Source organism: Sphaerisporangium melleum, assembly GCF_014646695.1.
Classification (GTDB): Bacteria; Actinomycetota; Actinomycetes; order Streptosporangiales; family Streptosporangiaceae; genus Sphaerisporangium; species Sphaerisporangium melleum.
In genome coordinates, this window is sequence record NZ_BMNT01000053.1 from 20,186 (window position 1) to 38,339 (window position 18,154).

The 18,154-nt window shown below is 73.7% G+C and carries 21 protein-coding genes; 7 read left to right on the plus strand and 14 right to left on the minus strand.

Annotated elements, in window-relative coordinates; translation table 11 throughout:
• Positions 1-657 (minus strand): hypothetical protein (locus IEY93_RS33320; RefSeq protein ID WP_229691685.1); only part of this gene is annotated, 657 nt, incomplete at its 3' end.
• Between the two features lie 289 nt (positions 658-946).
• Positions 947-1,897 carry an aldo/keto reductase gene (locus tag IEY93_RS33325; RefSeq protein ID WP_189167157.1) on the minus strand — a complete coding sequence of 317 codons (951 nt, stop codon included), beginning with the start codon at positions 1,895-1,897 and terminating at the stop codon, positions 947-949.
• 121 nt (positions 1,898-2,018) lie between these two features.
• On the opposite strand from IEY93_RS33325, the gene IEY93_RS33330 reads away from it, so the two are divergent.
• The 5 genes from IEY93_RS33330 (at position 2,019) to IEY93_RS33350 (ending at position 5,717) form a co-directional block, all read left to right on the plus strand.
• Positions 2,019-2,840 (plus strand): undecaprenyl-diphosphate phosphatase, encoded by an 822-nt coding sequence (locus IEY93_RS33330; RefSeq protein WP_189167158.1) that lies wholly within the window; start codon positions 2,019-2,021, stop codon positions 2,838-2,840.
• Positions 2,841-2,849: 9 nt separating this feature from the next.
• Entirely contained in the window at positions 2,850-3,563 is a 714-nt protein-coding gene (locus IEY93_RS33335) for a histidine phosphatase family protein (RefSeq protein ID WP_189167159.1), read from the plus strand.
• A gap of 9 nt (positions 3,564-3,572) precedes the next feature.
• A complete protein-coding gene (locus IEY93_RS33340) occupies positions 3,573-4,145 on the plus strand; it encodes a DUF3090 domain-containing protein (RefSeq protein WP_189167160.1) in 573 nt (190 codons plus the stop codon).
• Entirely contained in the window at positions 4,142-4,906 is a 765-nt protein-coding gene (locus tag IEY93_RS33345) for an SCO1664 family protein (RefSeq protein ID WP_189167161.1), read from the plus strand. Before IEY93_RS33340 ends, IEY93_RS33345 begins: the two co-directional genes overlap by 4 nt.
• 76 nt (positions 4,907-4,982) lie before the next feature.
• Positions 4,983-5,717: an NRDE family protein gene (locus tag IEY93_RS33350; RefSeq protein WP_307837575.1), complete on the plus strand. Its 735-nt coding sequence runs from the start codon at positions 4,983-4,985 to the stop codon at positions 5,715-5,717.
• A gap of 9 nt (positions 5,718-5,726) precedes the next feature.
• Here IEY93_RS33350 and IEY93_RS33355 read toward each other — a convergent pair whose 3' ends face one another.
• Positions 5,727-7,448 (minus strand): serine/threonine protein kinase, encoded by a 1,722-nt coding sequence (locus tag IEY93_RS33355; protein ID WP_189167163.1) that lies wholly within the window; start codon positions 7,446-7,448, stop codon positions 5,727-5,729.
• 186 nt (positions 7,449-7,634) lie between these two features.
• On the opposite strand from IEY93_RS33355, the gene mshC reads away from it, so the two are divergent.
• Positions 7,635-8,858 (plus strand): cysteine--1-D-myo-inosityl 2-amino-2-deoxy-alpha-D-glucopyranoside ligase, encoded by a 1,224-nt coding sequence (gene mshC / locus IEY93_RS33360; RefSeq protein WP_189167164.1) that lies wholly within the window; start codon positions 7,635-7,637, stop codon positions 8,856-8,858.
• Positions 8,859-8,916: 58 nt separating this feature from the next.
• Here the strand turns inward: mshC and IEY93_RS38855 are convergent, their stop codons facing one another.
• The 11 genes from IEY93_RS38855 to IEY93_RS33415 form a co-directional block, all read right to left on the minus strand.
• Positions 8,917-9,381: a gas vesicle protein K gene (locus IEY93_RS38855; protein ID WP_229691686.1), complete on the minus strand. Its 465-nt coding sequence runs from the start codon at positions 9,379-9,381 to the stop codon at positions 8,917-8,919.
• Between the two features lie 142 nt (positions 9,382-9,523).
• Positions 9,524-9,844, minus strand: coding sequence for a gas vesicle protein (locus tag IEY93_RS33370; protein ID WP_229691687.1), 321 nt, complete (start codon positions 9,842-9,844; stop codon positions 9,524-9,526).
• Entirely contained in the window at positions 9,838-10,725 is an 888-nt protein-coding gene (locus tag IEY93_RS33375) for a GvpL/GvpF family gas vesicle protein (RefSeq protein ID WP_189167165.1), read from the minus strand. The genes IEY93_RS33370 and IEY93_RS33375 overlap by 7 nt, the downstream gene beginning before the upstream one ends.
• Positions 10,726-10,782: 57 nt before the next feature.
• On the minus strand, positions 10,783-11,373 hold the full coding sequence (locus IEY93_RS39855) for a gas vesicle protein (protein WP_229691688.1): 591 nt from the start codon (positions 11,371-11,373) through the stop codon (positions 10,783-10,785).
• A 1-nt stretch (position 11,374) separates the two neighbouring features.
• Entirely contained in the window at positions 11,375-11,872 is a 498-nt protein-coding gene (locus tag IEY93_RS38865) for a gas vesicle protein GvpO (RefSeq protein WP_229691689.1), read from the minus strand.
• A gap of 155 nt (positions 11,873-12,027) precedes the next feature.
• Positions 12,028-12,249, minus strand: coding sequence for a gas vesicle protein GvpG (locus IEY93_RS33390; RefSeq protein WP_189167166.1), 222 nt, complete (start codon positions 12,247-12,249; stop codon positions 12,028-12,030).
• Positions 12,250-12,263: 14 nt separating this feature from the next.
• Positions 12,264-13,115 (minus strand): GvpL/GvpF family gas vesicle protein, encoded by an 852-nt coding sequence (locus tag IEY93_RS33395; protein ID WP_189167167.1) that lies wholly within the window; start codon positions 13,113-13,115, stop codon positions 12,264-12,266.
• Between the two features lies 1 nt (position 13,116).
• Positions 13,117-13,524, minus strand: a complete 408-nt coding sequence (gene gvpJ, locus IEY93_RS33400; RefSeq protein ID WP_189167168.1) for a gas vesicle protein GvpJ — start codon at positions 13,522-13,524, stop codon at positions 13,117-13,119.
• A 160-nt stretch (positions 13,525-13,684) separates the two neighbouring features.
• A complete protein-coding gene (locus tag IEY93_RS33405) occupies positions 13,685-14,938 on the minus strand; it encodes an SRPBCC family protein (RefSeq protein WP_229691690.1) in 1,254 nt (417 codons plus the stop codon).
• Positions 14,939-14,971: 33 nt separating this feature from the next.
• The gene (locus IEY93_RS33410; protein ID WP_189167170.1) at positions 14,972-15,685 is read right to left on the minus strand and encodes a hypothetical protein; all 714 of its coding nucleotides are present in this window, start codon (positions 15,683-15,685) and stop codon (positions 14,972-14,974) included.
• 356 nt (positions 15,686-16,041) lie between these two features.
• Entirely contained in the window at positions 16,042-16,545 is a 504-nt protein-coding gene (locus IEY93_RS33415) for a peptide deformylase (RefSeq protein ID WP_189167171.1), read from the minus strand.
• A 231-nt stretch (positions 16,546-16,776) separates the two neighbouring features.
• Here IEY93_RS33415 and IEY93_RS33420 point away from each other — a divergent pair, with 231 nt between their 5' ends.
• The gene (locus tag IEY93_RS33420) at positions 16,777-18,141 is read left to right on the plus strand and encodes an MFS transporter (RefSeq protein ID WP_189167172.1); all 1,365 of its coding nucleotides are present in this window, start codon (positions 16,777-16,779) and stop codon (positions 18,139-18,141) included.
• Positions 18,142-18,154 lie beyond the last annotated feature (13 nt).

Below are 18,154 nucleotides of genomic sequence, written 5' to 3' on the forward strand. Positions count from 1 at the left end.
GGACGGGGAGGCCTCCTCGGCGTCGCAATCGCCGAGGGTGACCACCGGGAGGCATTCGGTGTCCACCGGCAGGTCCAGCAGGCCGGAGTCGTCGTCGGCCGGCTCGGCCGGGCGCGAGGGCGCCGCGGAGGGGGCGGTGCTCGCGGACGGCTGGGCCCGCGTCGACGGCGATCCGCCGAGCACCTTGTCGGTGGTCTTCTTCAGGCCGTCGGTCACCGGGCCGAGCTCGCCGTCCAGGCGGTCCACGGTGTCGGAGAGCGTGTCGGTGAGCGGCTTCAGCGCGTCGCCGCCCAGGTCGGACAGGGTGTCGGTCAACGGCTTGAGGCCGTCGCCGCCCGGCTGGTCCGCCCCGGTGACCGGCCGCTCGCCGGCCCGCCCGGCTTCGGTGGTCACGCCCGCGTCCACTTCAGGAGAGCGCCGCCCGGCTTCGGTGGTCGCCGGGCCGCCGGCCGGGGACGGTCCGGCGGCCATGCCGCCGGAGGCATCCGGAAGGTCGCACCCTCCACCGAGGAGCGCCGGCAGGGCGAGCCCGCTCCGGTCGCAGCCGATCGCACGCACCGAGGAGCCCGCGGCGGGCGCGGCCACCAGCAGGGCCGTCCCCCCGCTCAAGGCCAGCGCCAGCGCTCCCGCCGAGATGGCGGCCGTCCCCTTGCGCATGCTCGCCCTCCATGTCGTCCACCTAGGCATGCGGACGCCCTTGGGCTCCCCTCCCATGGGCTCCGAGACCATCGTGTGACACCACGCCGATCTTTCCAGCAAAAGGTGCGATTCGGTACCGACTAGTGATACGTGAACGGAATTCCCGTTCGGTGGAGCCGCCGTCCGCGAACGGGCCGCACGCCCCGACAGGACCGTACGCGCCGTCCGATGCGAAACGGCGCCGCGCCGCGCCATGGTTCCCGGCAGGCCCGGGCAGGGCCCGGCGCTGCGAGGAGGTGCGCACCGGTCAGGAGTCCACGGCCGAGACGTCGTCGAGCGCCTCGCGGATCTCCACGGGCAGCGTGAGCTCCTCGGCCTGCAGCACGCCCTTGAGCTGGGCGTGCGTGCGCGCGCCGACGATCGCCGACGCGACCCCCGGCTGGTCGCGCACCCACGACAGCGCCACGGCGAGCGGGGACACCCCGAGGCCGTCGGCCGCGGTGCTGACCGACTCCACCACGCGGCGGCTCCGCTCGTCGAGATAGGGCTGGACGAATTCGGCGAAGTGCGGCGTCGCGGCGCGCGAGTCGGCGGGGATGCCCAGGCGGTACTTGCCGGTCAGCACCCCGCGCCCGAGCGGCGACCAGGCGAGCACCCCGGCCCCGACGTGCTCGGCGGCGGGCAGCACCTCCCGCTCGGCGTCCCTGGCCAGCAGGGAGTACTCCACCTGGGCCGAGACGATGGGCGCGCGCCCGGCGGCGGCACGCTGCCAGACTCCGGCCGCCGCGAGCTGCCAGCCCGCGTAGTTGCAGACCCCGGCGTACACCGCGCGGCCGGAGGACACGGCGGTGTCGACCGCGGCCAGGGTCTCCTCCAGCGGCACCTCGGCGTCGAAGGCGTGCAACTGCCACAGGTCCACCTCGTCCACGCCCAGCCGGGCGAGGGAGGCGTCCAGCGCCGCCAGCAGCCCGCGGCGCGAGGCGTCGCGGGATCGGTGGGCGCCCGGCGTGAGCACCGCCTTGGTCGCTATGATCATCTGCGTGCGCGGCACGGAGTCGCGCAGCAGCCGGCCGAGCAGGCGCTCGGCGTCCCCGCCCGCGTAGACGTCGGCCGTGTCGACCAGGGTGCCCCCGGCGTCGGCGAAGGCGCCGAGCTGCGCGGCGGCCTCTTCCGCACTGGTGTCGCGCCCCCAGGTCATGGTGCCGAGCCCCACCCGCGACACCGAAAGACCGCTGCGCCCGACCATTCGCTGATCCATGATCCGGCCAGGTTACCGCGTCGGAACCTCGCACCCCGGCCGAAACCGCGCGACGCGCCCCCCCGCGCTCACCCCCGCGAGGCCGTCCCCGCCGCGCGGCTGCCCTAGGCTGGCGCGCACTATGGACGCACTGCAAGCCATCGTGCTGGGCATCGTGCAGGGGCTCACCGAGTTCCTGCCCATCTCCAGCTCCGCCCACCTGCTCATCGTCCCGCGGCTCTTCGGCTGGCGGGACCCGGGTGCGGCGTTCACCGCGGTGATCCAGCTCGGCACGATGCTGGCCGTGGTCATCTACTTCTGGCGGGACATCGTGCGCATCACCTGGACCTGGCTGCGCAGCCTGTGGACGCCGGAGCTGCGCGGCGAGATGGACGCGCGCATGGGCTGGTACATCGGGCTCGGCACCATCCCGCTCGGCCTGATCGGCCTGGTGTTCAAGGACCAGATCGAAGGGCCGGCGCGCAACCTGTGGATCAACGCGACCATCCTGGTCGTCTTCGGCCTGCTCCTGCTGCTGGCCGAACAGGTCGGACGGCAGCGCGTCGCGATCGACGGCCTGACGCTGCGGCACGGCCTGATCATCGGCGGCTTCCAGGCGCTCGCCCTGGTGCCCGGCGCCTCCCGGTCGGGCTCCACCATCACCGGCGGGCTCTTCCTGGGCTTCACCCGCGAGGCCGCGGCCCGCTACTCGTTCCTGCTGTCCATCCCCGCGGTGGTGCTGTCGGGGCTGTTCGAGCTGCGCGACGTCGGCGCGGGCGGCGGGCCGGACCTGGTGCCCACGCTGATCGCCACCGTCGTGTCGTTCGTCGTGGGATACGCCTCGATCGCCTGGTTGCTCCGCTACATCACCCGTCACTCGATGATGATTTTTGTCACCTATCGCGTCTTCATCGGGACTTTTCTGCTGACACTGTTGTCGCTAGGGGTGATCACGGCCCAATAAGCTTGCTTGGTGACCACTTTGCTGTTGGTACGGCACGGCCTCACGGACCTGACCGGGCCGGTGCTCGCGGGCTGGACTCCGGGAGTCCATCTGAGCGAACGGGGCCGGGGGCAGGCCGAGGCGCTCGCGCGGCGGCTCGAACCGCTGAGCCTTTCCGCCATCGTCGCGAGCCCGCTCGAACGCTGCCAGGAGACCGCGGCGGCGGTCGCGGCCGGGCGCGACGGGCTGAAGGTCGAGAGCGACGACCGCTTCGGCGAGTGCGGGTACGGCGAGTGGACCGGGCGCCCGCTCAAGGAGCTGGCCGAGGAGCCGCTGTGGCGGGTGGTGCAGCAGCACCCGAGCGCCGCGGTGTTCCCCGGCGGTGAGTCGCTGGCCGGCGTCCAGCGCCGCGCGGTCGCGGGGGTGCGCCACTGGAACGCCAAGCTCGGTGACGACGCCGTCTACCTGGTCTGCAGCCACGGCGACGTGATCAAGGCGATCGTGGCCGACGCGCTCGGCGTCCACCTCGACCAGTTCCAGCGGATCACCGCCGACCCCGCCTCGCTCACCGTGATCCGCTACACCGCCCTGCGGCCCTTCGTCCTGAGGATGAATGATGTGGGAGGTGGGGTGGAGAATCTCCTACCTCCGCCGCCGCAAGCAGAGGGTTCGGAGCGGCACGACGGGGGAGAAAAGTTCACCGGAAGCGACGCCGCTGTCGGCGGCGGAGCCGGGACCACGTAAGGTCGGGCTATGCCGGTCTTCGACTATGATCCGCCAGAGAGGTTCGTGGCCGGTGCCGTCGGGCAACCGGGGTCACGGGCCTTCTTCCTGCAGGCGCGGGGTCAGGGACGCATGACGACCGTGGGCCTGGAGAAGTTCCAGGTCGCGGTGCTGGCCGACCGGCTCGACGAGCTGCTGGACGAGGTGCTGCGCCGCAGCGGAGGCACCGCGCCGGTCCCGGCCATGGCGCCGGTGGAGCTCTCCGACAAGGCCCCCCTCGACCTGCCCATCGACGAGGACTTCCGGGTCGGCACCATGGCCCTCGCCTGGGACCCCGACTCCGCCCAGGTGGTCATCGAGGCCAAAGAGGTCACCGGCGACGAGGACGAGGACGAGGACGACGCGATCGAGGAGGACGAGGACCGGCCCGACTCGGCGGTCCTGCGGGTGCACATCAGCGCCGCCGCCGCCCGCGCCTTCACCCAGCGGGCACTCGAGGTCGTCGCGGCCGGCCGGCCGCCGTGCCCGTTGTGCGGGCAGCCCCTCGACGCCGAGGGGCATATCTGTGTCCGTCTCAACGGCCACCGGGGGGACCGTAGGTGAGTGCCGAGAGCGACCCCCGGCTCAGCGGCATCCCCGGCGTCGCGGGCCTGGACGACGGCACCGCGCTGCGCCTGCTGCGCGAGGGCACGATCGAGGTCGCCGGCCGGCTGGTCGAGGCGACCAACATGACGCTCTACTGCTCGATCCGCCTGGACGGGCTGGTCGCCGAGTGCGTGTACAAGCCGGTACGCGGCGAGCGCCCGCTGTGGGACTTCCCCGACGGCACGCTCGCCGCGCGGGAGGTCGCCGCGTTCGAGGTGTCGGCGGTCACCGGCTGGCGCATCGTGCCGCCGAGCGTCTACCGCGACGGCCCGTTCGGCCCGGGCATGTGCCAGTTGTGGATCGACACCGACCCCGAGGTCGACCTCGTGGCGCTCATGCGCAGCCGTGACCCGGCGCTGCGCCGCATGGCCGTCTTCGACGCGGTGGTCAACAACGCCGACCGCAAGGGCGGCCACCTGCTGCCGCTGCCCGACGGGCACATCTATGGCGTGGACCACGGCGTCTGCTTCTCCGCCGAGGACAAACTACGCACCGTGCTGTGGCAGTGGCGCGGTAAGCCGCTCCCGCGTGAGGCCGTGAACGTCCTGGCCCGGCTCGAACGCGAGATCGAGCGGGGCCGGCTCGGCCGGCGGCTGCGCGAGCTGCTCACCCTCGCCGAGGTCGAGGCCACCTGGGAGCGTGTGCGCCGCCTGCTCAGCACGGGTGTCCACCCGTCCCCGTCCGGAGACTGGCCCGCGATCCCCTGGCCGCCGATCTGAGCGCCGCGCCACACGCCGTACCCTTCCCGGAGATGTCCACCGTCTGCGGACATGGAGGGACGCGCGGGTGTGCACGGTGATCGTGAGTTTCGCGCCGGGGTCGGCGACCCCGGTGGTGCTGGCCGGGGTGCGCGACGAGCTGCTGTCGCGGCCGTGGCAGGCCCCCGCGGCCCACTGGCCGGACCGTCCCGCGCTGGTGGGCGGGCGTGACCTGCTCGCCGGGGGCACCTGGCTCGCCGCCGACCCCGGCGGCCCGCGCGTGGCCGCCCTGCTGAACGGCCGCGGCACCGAGGCGCCCGGCCACCTGCGCAGGTCGCGGGGCGTCCTGCCGCTGGAGGCGGTGGTCCACGGCGGCCCGCCCGCCGACCTGACCCCTTACGATCCCTTCCACCTGCTCGTCGCCGGCCGCCGCGGCGTGCGGCTGTGGAGCTGGGACGGCGCCGAGGTCACCGAGGCCGAGCCGCCCGCGGGTGTGCACATCGTCGTCAACTCCGGCTGGGAGACCGGCGAGCAGGACCCTCGTGTGGCGTTCTTCCGGCCTCGCTTCGCCGCTGCGGTCCGCCCCTCCGCCGTCGATGCGGGCGGGGTGACCTGGGAGGACTGGCATCATCTCGCCGCGGGAGCGGGGCTGCCCGTCACCGACCCCCGGGCGCTGGTGGTCCGCCGGGAGCTCGGCGACGGCCGCGTGTGGGGCACCTCCTCGGTCACGCTGGTCGCGCTCGGCGTGGACGGGCTGCGTTACGACTTCTGCCCTCGCCCGGGTGACGCGTCGTCCTGGCACACCGTCCTGCACGTCCCGCCGGTGGCCTGAGCGGGACGCTCAGCAGATCACACCGCCCCAGATGATGGTCACGGTCCGGCTGCCCCCGTTGGAGGAGAACCGCACCTTGGACGTGGTGCAGTACGGAGGGCCATAGGCGGTGATCGTGGCGGAGCCGCCCGCCCTGATCCGCCCGCTGGTCGAGCTCAGCAGCCCGCCCTCGGTCATCGTCGCGCGCCAGCGCACGGCCCCGCCCGGCGCCCTCAGCTTGATGTTGACGTAGGAGATGTAGTCGGAGGTGACCCGGATGTGGGCCGGGCTCACCCGCAGCAGCGGCTTGACCGGGTGCGCCGATGGGCCGGGTGTGACAGGACGCGGCTTCGGGCTGGGGGTGGGGGTGGCGCGGGTGGGTGAGGGGACCGGGGTGGGCTCGGTCACCGGTGGGGACGACGCCGAAGGGCTGGGAGTGTCCAGCACGGGAGGCGGGGCGACGGGCGGCGGCAGCGCCGCACCGGGGACCGGCCTCCCGGGGCCGTGTCCGGTCGCCACCGCGACGACCGCCACGACGGCGGCCACCGCCAGGCCGCCGGCCACCAGGACGACCAGCCGGCGAGTGCTCCACTCGGTGTTCCCGGTGTGCCGCCGGCGGCGGACGTGGCCGGCCGCTTCACCCTCCGGTTCCGGGGCGGCGGGGGCGCCGGCCGGCGCGCGGCCCGGCTCGCCCGCCCCGGACCGTTCCGGACCGCCGGCCGGGCCCGGAGGAGCGCTCCCACCTTGCGCGGGAGCGGCCGGCGGCCAGGCGCGCGTGTCGTCCGCGGCCGGTGGGGGTGCGGGCGCCGAGGCGGAGGAGAGGGGCGGCAGGGGGCGCGGGCTGAGCGGGATGGGCCCCTGATAGGCCGCCTCCGGCGGGCCGGCCGGGGCGTTGCGGTCCGGCATCAGGAACACCGGCTCGGCCGCGGCTGCCGGCCCGGGGCCCGGGCGGACGCCCTCCAGCCGGGCCAGCAGGTCACGGGCCGCGGGCCGCCGGGACGGCACGCGGTCCAGGCAGGCCGTCACCGCCTCCAGCAGCGGTCCGCTCAGTGCGGACAGGTCCGGCATGCCGTTCAGGATCCGGTTGACCACCGCGGGCACCGAGTCCTGGCCGAACGGCGCCCTGCCGGTCGCGGCGTAGACGATGGTGCTCCCCCAGGCGAACATGTCGCTCTCGGGCCCCGGGATCGCGGCGGCCAGATGCTCGGGGGCGGAGAACGGAGAGGCGGCGGCGAGCGCGCCCGCGGAGAGCGCGCCGTCCAGGAGACGGCCGACGGCGAAGTCGATGACCTGCGGGCCCTGCCCACCCAGCAGCACACTGGAGGGCCCGAAGTCGCCGTGGGCCATGCCCGCCTGGTGGATGGCCGTCAGGGCGGTCAGCGTCCCGACGGCGATCTCGTGCAGGTGGTCCCCGGAGCGGGGGCCCTGCCGCTCCACGACCTCCCACAGGGAGGAGCCGTCCACCAGCTCACCGGCGTAGTACAGCCGCCCGTCGTGGACGCCGTAGGCCAGGATGCGGGCCACCCGGGGCCCGGTCACCCGCTGGGCCCGGCGCAGTTCGACCCCGAAGGAGCGGCGGGTCTGCTCGTCCTGGGAGAAGCGCCGGTGCAGCAGCTTCACCGCGACCCGCCGGCCGTTCCCGTCCTCGGCCGCGTAGACGACGCCCTGCCCGCCCTCGCCGATCCGCCCGGTCAGCCGGTACGACGCGATCGTTGCGGGATCGGTGGGCCCAAGGGGGCGTGAAGCCGGCAAATCGAGTTCTCCCTCGGCATGTGGACGCTGGGTGCCGACGCCCCCGGTAGCCACGGCGCCAAGATTCTGTCACGTTGGAACGTGACGAAGTACCGTTTCGCCGCATCGTTCCCGGGATCCACTACCGCCCCAAACCGGACACCCCAGGGTGATCGCACCTCCCGGCGGCCCGGATAGGCTCAGGGCATGCAATCGTGGTCTGCTCCCGAGATCCCTTCGCTGCCCGGCTCGGGCCTCCCTCTGCGCCTGTACGACACCTCGGCCCGAGGGGTCAGGGAGACCTCCCCGGGGCCGGCGGCACGGATGTACGTCTGTGGCATCACGCCCTACGACGCCACCCATCTCGGGCACGCCAACACCTACCTGGCGTTCGACCTGGCGAACCGCGTGTGGCGGGACGCCGGGCATCCGGTGCACTACACCCAGAACGCCACGGACGTGGACGATCCTCTGCTCGAACGTGCGCAGCAGACCGGCGTCGACTGGCAGCGGCTGGCCGCGGACGAGATCGGGCTCTTCCGCACCGACATGGAGGCCCTGCGCATCCTCCCGCCGGACGACTACATCGGCGTCACCGAGGTCGTCGGGCGGGTGGCCGACCTGGTCGGCAGGCTGAAGGACAAGGGCGCGACCTACGAGGTCGACGGAGATGTGTACTTCTCGGTCGCCGCGGCCCCGAAGTTCGGCGCCGTCTCCGGCCACTCCGAGGAGGAGATGCTGGAGCTGTTCGCCGAGCGCGGCGGCGACCCCGGCCGCGAGGGCAAGCGCAACCCGCTCGACTGGCTGCTGTGGCGGGCCGAGCGGCCCGGTGAGCCGTCCTGGCCATCGCCGCTGGGCAGCGGGCGCCCTGGCTGGCACGTCGAGTGCACCCTCATCGCGCTGGACCATCTCGGCACCGGCTTCGACCTCATGGGCGGCGGTTCCGACCTGGTCTTCCCGCACCACGAGATGGGCGCCAGCGAGGGTCACATCGCCACCGGGGAGTGGCCGTTCGCCAAGGCCTACGTCCACGCCGGCATGGTCGGGCTGCACGGCCAGAAGATGTCCAAGTCGCGGGGCAACCTGGTCTTCGTCCACCGCCTGCGGGCCGCTCACGACCCCATGGCGATCAGGCTGGCGCTGCTCGCGCACCACTACCGCGACGACTGGGAGTGGACCGACGACCAGATCGGCGCCGCGGAGGCCCGGCTGGCCCGCTGGCGCTCGGCCGTCGATCGCCCGTCCGGGCCGGACGCCCGGCCGGTGCTCCAGGGCGTCCGTGAGCGCATGAGCGACGACCTGGACGCGCCGGGCGCGTTGCGGATCATCGATGACTGGGCCACTCGCGCCATCGCCGGTGAGGGCGACGCCCCGGACGCCCCGGCCCTGATCCGCGCCACCGCCGACGCCCTCCTCGGCGTCGCCCTCTGACGGTGGGGTGGGCCCTCGTGCCCACCCGCCGGCGGCCCCTGGCCGCCGAGCCCGCGTGCTACCAGGGGGCCGCCGGGTCCGGCGGGTCGGTGGGGAGCAGGGTGCCGAGGGGGCCCAGATCGAGGTTGAGGTCGGCGGGGGAGAGATCGAAGCGCTCGCAGAGTTCGGTCATCGCCTCCTCCAGCCGCATCAGCGTCAGCCCCAGGGTCTCGATCTGGTCGTCGGTGAGATCGCCCTGCTCCATCCGGCGCACGCTCTGGCGCTCCACCAGCTGCCGGACCAGCTCCACCAGGGTGAGCACCAGCCGGGTCAGGTCGCGTTCCACCCGCTCCGGATCGGTGTCCAGGCGCCACGCCTGTGCCCGATCCCGCCCCGGCTCGCGGTAGGGTCCCGCACGCCTGCTCGTTCCCTCCGCCTCTTCGGGCGGGCCCCGGCGCTCCCGGCTCCGCTTCGTCTCCTGGTGGGGCGCCGACGGCCGCCGGCCCTGCTTCGTGTCCTGGTCGGCTCCCGGGCCTTCTTGCATCGGGTCCATCTCCTGGTCAGGTCCTGGGCGGTCGCGGGTCGTCTCCGGCGCGGCCGGCGTTCCCGCTCGGGTGCCCTTCGATCCGGCCGCGGTCCCCTTGGGCGCGGGGCCATGGCGCCGGTTCTCCAGCGGACGGTCCGGGTCAGGGCGGGGGCGGCTCATGGCGTACTCCGACGGCCAGCGGTTCGGAGGCCCGGACGGACATGATCAGCGCGCGCAGGGAGATGCGCACGAGATCGATGTCGGCGATGGACAGCACGAGGTCGCCGGTGATCACCACGCCGCCCGCCAGCAGGCGGTCGAGCAGGTCCACCAGCGCCACCCGCTCGGCCGGGAGACGTCCCTGAGCGGCGAGCTCGGCACCGCGGGGCGGCATGCCCCTGCCCGCCCCGGCGGGCCCAGGACCGGTCGTCACCGCCGGGGCGCTCCGGCGTCCTCCGGTGCCGTCGCCGAGGGTCACCATCGGTGGTGCTCCCGCGTCCGGCCCGGCGCCCGCCCGCCCGAAGCGGCCGCGCCGCCGGGGGCATGGTCGCCCGCGTCGCCCGGGCCGCCGGGGTCGAGAGCGGTGAAGGAGTAGGGGGCCCAGGGGCCGGTGAGCTCGATCTCCACATCAGGGCCGCGCAGCTCGTCGACCGCGCTCGCGAACGCCTCGCAGAGCTCGTCGTCGACCAGGTAGGCGCCGTTGAGCACCATCGTCTCCCGGCGTCCCGACAGCTGCGGGTCCTGGGGACGGTGGCGGGTGCTCGCCACCGCCATCCGGGCCAGCACGGAATGGATCGACTCGGCGCGCTCGGCGGCCTCGCGCCACGCCTGGTCACGGTCGCGCAGGCTCGCCCTGCGGCGTCGCAGGTAATCGGTGCCCGGCCGCGCGGACCCCCGCCCGCTCCTGCCCTCCTCGCCGCCCCCGCTCTCAGGCACGCCGGGCGTCGTGGCGGGGAGGGCGTACGCCTTCACGCCCCACTCCTGGCGCCCGGTCACCCGGGTCAGGACCTCCGCGAAGTCCTCGCGCCGCCGGTCGAGCAGCTCGCATACCTGGTCGTCGCCGCTGTAGACGGTGACCAGGCGCACCGGGGCGGTCGCCGCGGCGCCGCCGGCCACGGCGTCCACGACCCGGTGGTGCGCGCGGGCCGTCTCGCCCAGCCATTCGAGATCCTCCAGAGAGCGGCGCAGCGGCTCCTCCCCGAACTCCGTCAGCGGCACGGTGCTGACGTACGCGGCCAGGCCGGCGTGGGTCAGCACCCGCACCGGCGTCCCGGCCACGCCTGCCAGCCCTGCCGGGCCGTCGCGGTCGGGCAGGTCCTCGGCGCGGGTGATCGCGTACAGATAGGTCCCCGTGTCGGCCACCGTCCTCCTCCTCAACGCGGGTGCGCCGGCCGCCGGCCCGCGCGTCCCGATGTGCGATCAGTCATCGGCGTCCTCCCACCGGTCCCGGCGGCGCGCGGGCCCGGCCTCGCGCCCGGGGGCCGGGGCTCGCGGCGGGCGGCCGGTCCGCCGGGGCGCCGGCTCCCTGCCGGGCTCCTCCTCCTGCCCGGGATCGGCACGGCTCGGCCGCCGCTCCTCCCGCTCGTACCGCTCGTCCATCGCCCACTCGTCCCGGTGGCGCCGCCGGGGGCGGTCGTCCGGCAGGGCTCGGGCGGCGGCGGCACGCTCGTCCTGCAGCTCCTCCCGTTCGTCGACCGCGGCGAGCCGGCGGCGCAGGCGGCGGTTCTCCTCGACCAGGTCGCGGTCCTTGGAACTGAGCCAGGGGTCGTGCTCCCACCAGTCGATGCCGAGCTCACGGGCGGTGTCCACGGACGCGATGAGCAGCCGCAGTTTGATCGTGAGCAGCTCGATGTCCAGCAGGTTGACCCGGATGTCGCCCACGATGACCACACCGCGGTCGAGCACCCGCTCCAGGATGTCGCCGAGGTTGCCGCCCGAGTCGCGGGCCGGGGCACGCTGGGGCGCAGCGAACGGAGAGGACACCCGCGCCGGGCGCGTCGGATCCGACATGTCAGTACACCCCGCCCGCGTCGCCACTGGCGCGCTTGAAGCTGCGCACCCTCCGGTACGCGACCAGGTCGCCCTCGGAGTCCAGGTCGATGGCGTAGATGGCCAGAGTGTCCCCGGAGGAGGGGATGCGGTGGTCCTCCACCACTTCCACCTCGACCGCCCAGCCGTCGCCGGCCGGCTTGACCAGCGTCACGCCCTCGATGTCCTTCCCGGTCAACTCGGCCATGCACGCAAGGCCCGCCCGGCCCGCGGTGATCGCGGTCAGCCGCCGCGAGGCGGGGGACCGGACCGGCCGCTCCCTGCCCGCCCCACCGGACACGGCGTCCGGGGTGTCCCCGCCGGACGGCCCGCCGCGCCGGCGACGCTCGCCGCGGCCGGGACGCTCGTCCTCGTCGTAGCCGAGACGGTCGCTCCGGTAGCCGTACCGGTCGTCCTCGGCATAGTCGGGACGGTCGCCGCCGGTGGACGGCTCTCCTCGCGGTCTGTGACTCGCCGGCACCACGTCACCCCCTCACGTCCCCCTGTGCGCGTCCCCGGGCCGTCCTGCTCGGGGGCGCCCGCCTCCGGCCCGGACCGCCCCTTGCGGCCCTGCCCGGTTGCGCCCCGGGCCCCGTCAGCCCGGTCGAGTCGCCCGCTCCTGTCCCGGGGGATCGCTCAGCCGATCATCCGCTGCAGGATCTCCTCGGTGGCCCGGGCGCTCTCCTCCTCGCTGATCAGGCCGGCCGCCCGCGCGTTCTCGACCTCCTCCAGCCGGCGGCGCACCGCCGCCGGGTCGTGGAGCTGCCGCTCCACCTGCTCCTCGATCAGCTCCCCGAGCCGGATCAACCCCTGGACGGGGGCGAGCGGCCAGCCGAACACCAGCTTGAGCAGACCCATGTCCTCCCCGTCCCTCACCTCAGCCGGTCGACGAAGTCGTAGGCGGCCTGCGGGCCGAGCAGCCGCAGGGTGACCCGCCCGGCCCAGCGGTCGGCGAACTCCTCCAGGGCCTTCTCGAACTCCTCCTGCCGGTCGTGCTCCAGCAGCACGGCCAGGTGCGCGGTGTCCTCCTCGTGGGTGGGCTCCCTGATCACGACCGCCACGGTGTGCGGGGCCAGTCCCTCGGCGAGCTCCCGGGTGTCGGCCTCCCGCTTGGCCTCGATCGCCCCGTTGACGATCTCGCCGAGCCTGATGCGCGCGTCCCAGGTGGCCTCCTCGGGCAGATCGCGGATCTCCTCCCGGATCCGGGCGGCCTCAGGGTGCTCCTGGAGCACCTCCCGCAGGATCGCGCCCTCCTCGTACCGGCCCTTGACGACGAACTGGGACCGGCCCTCCAGCTCCTCCAGGGCCTCCCTGAACTCGTCGTGGTGCGGGGTCAGCAGCTCGCCGACGATCGCCTCCCGGCTCTCCATGACCGCGCCGAACCGCAAGGGAAGCACCGGCACCTCGGCCGCCACGTCGTCCAGCAGGCTCTGGTGGGCCATGAGGTCCTGCGGCCTGCCCAGAGGGCGATCGGGACTCAGCTCACTGACCAGCGCGGCGATGTCCCGGTGCCGCACCAGCGCGATGCCGCCGGGCGGGTCGCCCACCCCGCGGGGCTCCGGGGTCAGCTCGACGTCGGAGGGCAGGATGCCGTAGATGTAGATGGCCGTGGCGCGCTCCTCCGCGGGGGGAGGTGCACCGGTCTGCTCGCCCGCGCGCTCGCGGGGCCGGGGGACCGCACGCTCCGATCGGGGAGCGGCGGAGCCAGGGGTGGGACGCGCCATGTCAGTCCTCCTCTCGCCGGCGCCCACGTGATGCGGGCCGCTCGGCCGGCTCGGCGATGAAGTCGCGCAGCCGCTCGCCCGCCGCCTCCAGGGCGCCCTGGGCGATGCCCTTGGTCTTGGACTTCGCCACGCCCTGCGTCATGTCCTGCATCAGCTCGGGAAGTCCCTTCTGGCCTTCCGAGAGGTCCAGCCGGTTGACCGCCTGCGCGAACCGCAGGTAGGTGTCCACGCTGGCGACCACGACGCGGGCGTTGATGGTCAGCAGTTCGATGCCGACGAGCGCGACACTGACGTAGGCGTCGATGACGAGCCCCTTGTCGAGAATGGTGTCGATCACGTCGGCCAGGCCGCCGCCGGACGGGGCCGGCCGGCCCCCGGGTCCGCCGCTCGAGGGCTGCACGATCGTCATACGCTCACTTCCTTGCTGTCACTGGTCACGTGGCGGGGCGCCTGGTCCTGGTGCCGCCACCGCCTCGCGGGTTCCTGAGGCGGGCCTCGCCGTCCTGGCGGCGCCACCTCGGTCCCGGCGTTCACCGGGCACCCGCCGCCGGGCATGGGCGGCAGGCGGGTCAACGGCCGCGGCCGCGTGGCTCGGGCGCCGGTGCGCGACGGCCACGGCGCGGTGGCTCCTCACGGCCCTCCGCCCGATGCCGGCGGGGCTCCTCGCGCCGGCCCCCGGTCTCCTCGCGCTCGCCGCGGGCCGTCCCGCGCCGCCGCGGTTCCTCTTCGGCGCCGCGCTCCGGCCGGCGCTCCCGGCCGCGCGGCTCCCCGGCGCCGGCCTCCGGGCGTTCGCCGCGTCGCGGACTCCAGGGCAGCCGTCGCCTCCGGCGCTCCTCCTGGGCCTGCTCCGGCACCGCGCGGCGGCGGGGACGCTCCTCCTCTTCCTCGGGCTCTTCGCCCTCTTCGTACTCGTCCTCGGCCTCCTCGGCCTCCTCGCCCTCTTCGCCCTCCTCGGGCTCCTCGCGCTCCTCGGCCTCTTCGTACTCGTCCTCGGCCTCCTCGGGGCGGCCGCCCTCCGCGCGCTGCTCGCGTTCCCGCTCCTGCTCCTCCTCCTCGCGCAGCGCGGTCTCGTGGTCCTTGACCACTTCGCCCTCGTGGATGACACCGCGCCACCCCTCGACGTCGTCGGGGTGCAGCAGGTCCTCGATCATCACGTGCCGGCGGAAGTGCTTGAACTCCAGGCGCGCCCTGCGCCCCTGCGCCCGCCAGATCTTGCCCACGTGCTCCATGAACCCCTTGGGGTGGTACTCCAGCACCACCAGCACCCGGGTCAGGTCCGGGGTGACCTCGTGGAAGGTCACCGATCCGTCCACGTAGCCCTTCGCGCCCTGCGACCGCCAGATGATCTTCTCGTCCGGCACCTGCTCGGTGATCGTGGACTGCCAGGAGCGCCGCGACCAGAAGATCTTCGCCTGGAAGGTGAGCTTCGCGTCCTCGTCCTGGACGACCTTCTCGACCTTCTTCATGAAGCTCGGCCAGTCCTGGAACTGGGTCCACTGGTTGTAGACGACCCGGACCGGGGCGCCGATGTCGAGCGACTCGACGATGTTGAGGAACTTGAGCTTCTTGCCCTTGGCCCCGCGCCCGCCGAACCCGAGTTTGGCCTTCAGCCCGCCGAACGCCATCTTGGCCAGCCCTTTGACCCGGCCGAAGCGGCCCTCGGCGCCGGCGAGCTGGCCCACCGTGCGCATCCCGCCGTTCTCGGCGAAGTCGGTGAGCTGCCGGGTGGTCTGCTCGACGCGGCGCCGCACGGCGCCGAGGGCCATCCGCCCGGCGACGCCGGCGAGCCCGCGGATCTGCTGCTTGATCGGATTCGACGCCACGCCGGCTTCCTTCCTCTGGTCGGCCATCGAGGATCACCCCCGGCGGCGTACGGGCCGCGAGCGCTCCGGCGGCCGGTCGCGGACCACGCGGCCGCGCGGCTCCGGCTCCTCGTACTCGTCCTCCGGTTCGTCCTCGTCCGCGCGCCGCCCGCGTGTCTCCCGCCCGGACGGCCGTTCGTCGTGCTCCCGGGGCGGCCTGCGGCGCGGAGGAGGCTCCTCCTCGTACTCGCCCTCTTCCTCGTATTCGGCCTCCTCCTCGTAGGGCTCCTCCGGCTCCCGTTCCGCCGGCCGCCGCCTGGGGCGCGGCACCCGGGAGGTCGCCGAACGGAGCCCGCCCGTGGCACGCTCGCGCAGGCTGGTGACCCCGCCTCCGGCCGTCCGCGCGGCCTCGCCGGCGGCGCCGGCCACCTCTTCCTCCAGGCCCGCCGCGACGTTCGCCGCGTGCTGCAGGCTCTCGGCGCGCTCCTGGAGTTTGGAGCTGAGCGCGGTGACCTGCCTGCTCGCCGCGGCCTTGGCCGCCGCCTTGCCCGCCTCGAACAGCTCGCCGCGGACGCTGTCCACGATCTTCTCCAGCTCGGGGGAGGAGCTCACCAGCTTCAAACCCTGCTCCAGCAGGTTGCCGCGGGCGCCGCCCAGCTTGCCGGTCGCGCCGGCGACACCCAGCGCGATCGCCAGCTTGAACCTGCGGTGCCGGCCGAGGAAGTAGCCGATGGCGACGGCCGCGGCCACTTTCAGTCCGCCTGTCACGATGCCTCCTTACACGGCCTCCCGTCTCGGGATGCGCCCGGCGGGGCCGCCTGCGGTGCCTTCCGTCCGTGCGGGCGGGGACAGGGCGGGCACGGCGCCGGTTACGCATGTGCGGGAGGCGGGATGCCCCCGATGTGCGGAAGCGGCTCGCCGGCGCGCTTCCCGATCACGGAGTGCCCTACCCGGGGAGAATCCGACAGAACGCGAACGATGCGAAAAAAAGGACATATCGCTCAAGTGTCGTCCGGCCCTCGGCCGCGGGCCGAGAGGCCGGCGTCAGCCGGTGCGGACGCGGGCCCGCCGCGCTGCCGGGAGCCGTGCGACGCGGGGCCGGTCGCCGCACGGGATCACCGTGCTCAGGCCGGGCCGCCGGGTGCGGTCTCGCCCAGGGCGGCGTGGAAACGCTCGCGCTCGTCCTGCGGCAACCGGTCGCCGAACAGAACGCCGTCGAGGTGGTCGACCTCGTGCTGCAGCACCCTGGCCAGCATGCCGAGCGCCCGCACGGTCACCGGCTTGCCGTACATGTCGCGCCCGCGGGCCACCACTCCATAGGAACGCTCCAGCGGCCACCACAGGCCCGGAGCGGAAAGGCAGGCCTCGTCGGCGACCACGGTGCGCTCGGACGGCTCCAGCCGGGGATTCACCAGATGGCCCGCCCGGCCGTCCAGCTCGAAGGTCAGCACGCGCAGTGGCACGCCGATCTGCGGCGCGGCCAGCCCCGCCCGCCCCGCCCCGGCCCGGGTGGTGGCCTGCAGCGCCTTGACCAGATCGCGCAGTGACCGGTCGAAGGTCGTCACGGGCTCGGCCGGGGTGCGCAGCACCGGGTCGGAGTAGAGCCTGATCTGCCGCACGCCGGTCATGCCGCTCCCGGGGGATGACGAGGGATCGCGAAGGTTTTCCGCACAAGGATGCCCGATCCACCGGCCGGCCAACCTTTGTTAAGTCGTTGTTGCCGTCGTGATGCCTGTGCCTCACATGTTTCGTCCGTGCATCGAAAGTAACGCCGATATCTGCGGTTCGTCGCGGAGCGAAGTGATACGCCCGGCTAATTTCGGAGCCTCCCACCCCCCGGAACACATGGAGGAGGAACCGTGACGGTGACGGAGGCAACACCCGCCGCGGCATCTAAAGGCCGCTGGATCAGCGACTGGAACCCCGACGACCCCGGCTTCTGGGAGAGCCGCGGCAAGCGCGTCGCCCGCCGCAACCTGATCTTCTCGATCCTGGCCGAGCACCTCGGCTTCACCCTCTGGACCGTCTGGAGCATCGTCGCCGTCAAGCTCGGCGCCTTCAAGTTCTCCACCGACCAGCTCTTCTGGCTGGTCTCGCTGCCGAACCTGGTCGGCTCGACCCTGCGCCTGCCCTACACCTTCGCGCCGGCGAAGTTCGGCGGCCGCAACTGGACCGTGGTCAGCGCGCTGCTGCTGCTCATCCCCGCGGGCCTGCTGGCCGTCGCGGTGAGCGACCCCGGCACGCCGTACTGGGTCTTCCTGCTCATCGCGGCGACCGCCGGCGTCGGCGGCGGCAACTTCGCCTCCAGCATGGCGAACATCACCTACTTCTACCCCGAGCGCAAGCAGGGGTGGGCACTCGGCCTCAACGCCGCCGGCGGCAACATCGGCGTCAGTTCGGTGCAGTTGTTCATGCCGCTGGTGATCGCCGGCTTCGGCCTGGCGGCGGCGGGGCTGTTCTGGGTGCCGTTCATCCTCCTGGCGGCAGTGGGCGCCTTCTTCTGCATGGACAACCTGACCACGGCCAGGGCCAGCGTCAGGGAACAACTCAAGATCACCCGGCGCGCCCAGACCTGGCTCATGTCGTTCCTGTACATCGGCACGTTCGGCTCCTTCATCGGCTACACCACGGCCTTCCCGCTGCTGATCAAGAGCCAGTTCCCCGAGCACGCCGGCAGCGTCGGCTGGGCCTTCCTCGGCGCGCTGGTCGGCTCGCTGATCCGGCCGCTCGGCGGCAGGCTGTCGGACCGCCTCGGCGGGGCGCGGGTCACCCTGTGGAACTTCGGCGCGATGGGCGTCGCCGTCGCGCTCGTCGGGGCCGGGGTGGTCACCCACAACTTCGCGTTCTTCTTCGTCTCCTACCTGGTGCTGGTCGCACTGACCGGCGTGGGGAACGGCTCGACCTACCGCATGATCCCCGCGATCTTCCGGGCCAAGGCCCTCACGGGCGTCGACGCCGGCGACCAGGCCGCCCGGGAGGCCGCGATCGCCACCGGCAAGCGCGACAGCTCCGCCGCGATCGGGATCATCTCGGCCGTCGGCGCGTTCGGCGGGTTCTTCATCAACCGGGGCTTCGGCACCTCGATCGCCGCCACCGGCGGCGCGGGCGCGGCCCTCGCGGCCTTCGCGGCCTTCTACATCATCTGCGGGGCGCTGACCTGGTTCTGCTATCTGCGCACGGTCGGCGTCCGGCTCGCCCCGAGCCTCGCCGCCGCGCGCGTCTGACCCCCGCTAGGGC

Bases quoted from the DNA above. Each gene is read 5' to 3' on its own strand.
- IEY93_RS33325 (WP_189167157.1), bottom strand. From the start codon at position 1,897: ATGGATCAGCGAATGGTCGGGCGCAGCGGTCTTTCGGTGTCGCGGGTG.
- IEY93_RS33330 (WP_189167158.1), top strand. From the start codon at position 2,019: ATGGACGCACTGCAAGCCATCGTGCTGGGCATCGTGCAGGGGCTCACC.
- IEY93_RS33340 (WP_189167160.1), top strand. From the start codon at position 3,573: ATGCCGGTCTTCGACTATGATCCGCCAGAGAGGTTCGTGGCCGGTGCC.
- mshC (WP_189167164.1), top strand. From the start codon at position 7,635: ATGCAATCGTGGTCTGCTCCCGAGATCCCTTCGCTGCCCGGCTCGGGC.
- IEY93_RS38855 (WP_229691686.1), bottom strand. From the start codon at position 9,381: ATGCAAGAAGGCCCGGGAGCCGACCAGGACACGAAGCAGGGCCGGCGG.
- IEY93_RS33370 (WP_229691687.1), bottom strand. From the start codon at position 9,844: ATGGTGACCCTCGGCGACGGCACCGGAGGACGCCGGAGCGCCCCGGCG.
- IEY93_RS39855 (WP_229691688.1), bottom strand. From the start codon at position 11,373: ATGTCGGATCCGACGCGCCCGGCGCGGGTGTCCTCTCCGTTCGCTGCG.
- IEY93_RS33390 (WP_189167166.1), bottom strand. From the start codon at position 12,249: ATGGGTCTGCTCAAGCTGGTGTTCGGCTGGCCGCTCGCCCCCGTCCAG.
- IEY93_RS33395 (WP_189167167.1), bottom strand. From the start codon at position 13,115: ATGGCGCGTCCCACCCCTGGCTCCGCCGCTCCCCGATCGGAGCGTGCG.
- gvpJ (WP_189167168.1), bottom strand. From the start codon at position 13,524: ATGACGATCGTGCAGCCCTCGAGCGGCGGACCCGGGGGCCGGCCGGCC.
- IEY93_RS33415 (WP_189167171.1), bottom strand. From the start codon at position 16,545: ATGACCGGCGTGCGGCAGATCAGGCTCTACTCCGACCCGGTGCTGCGC.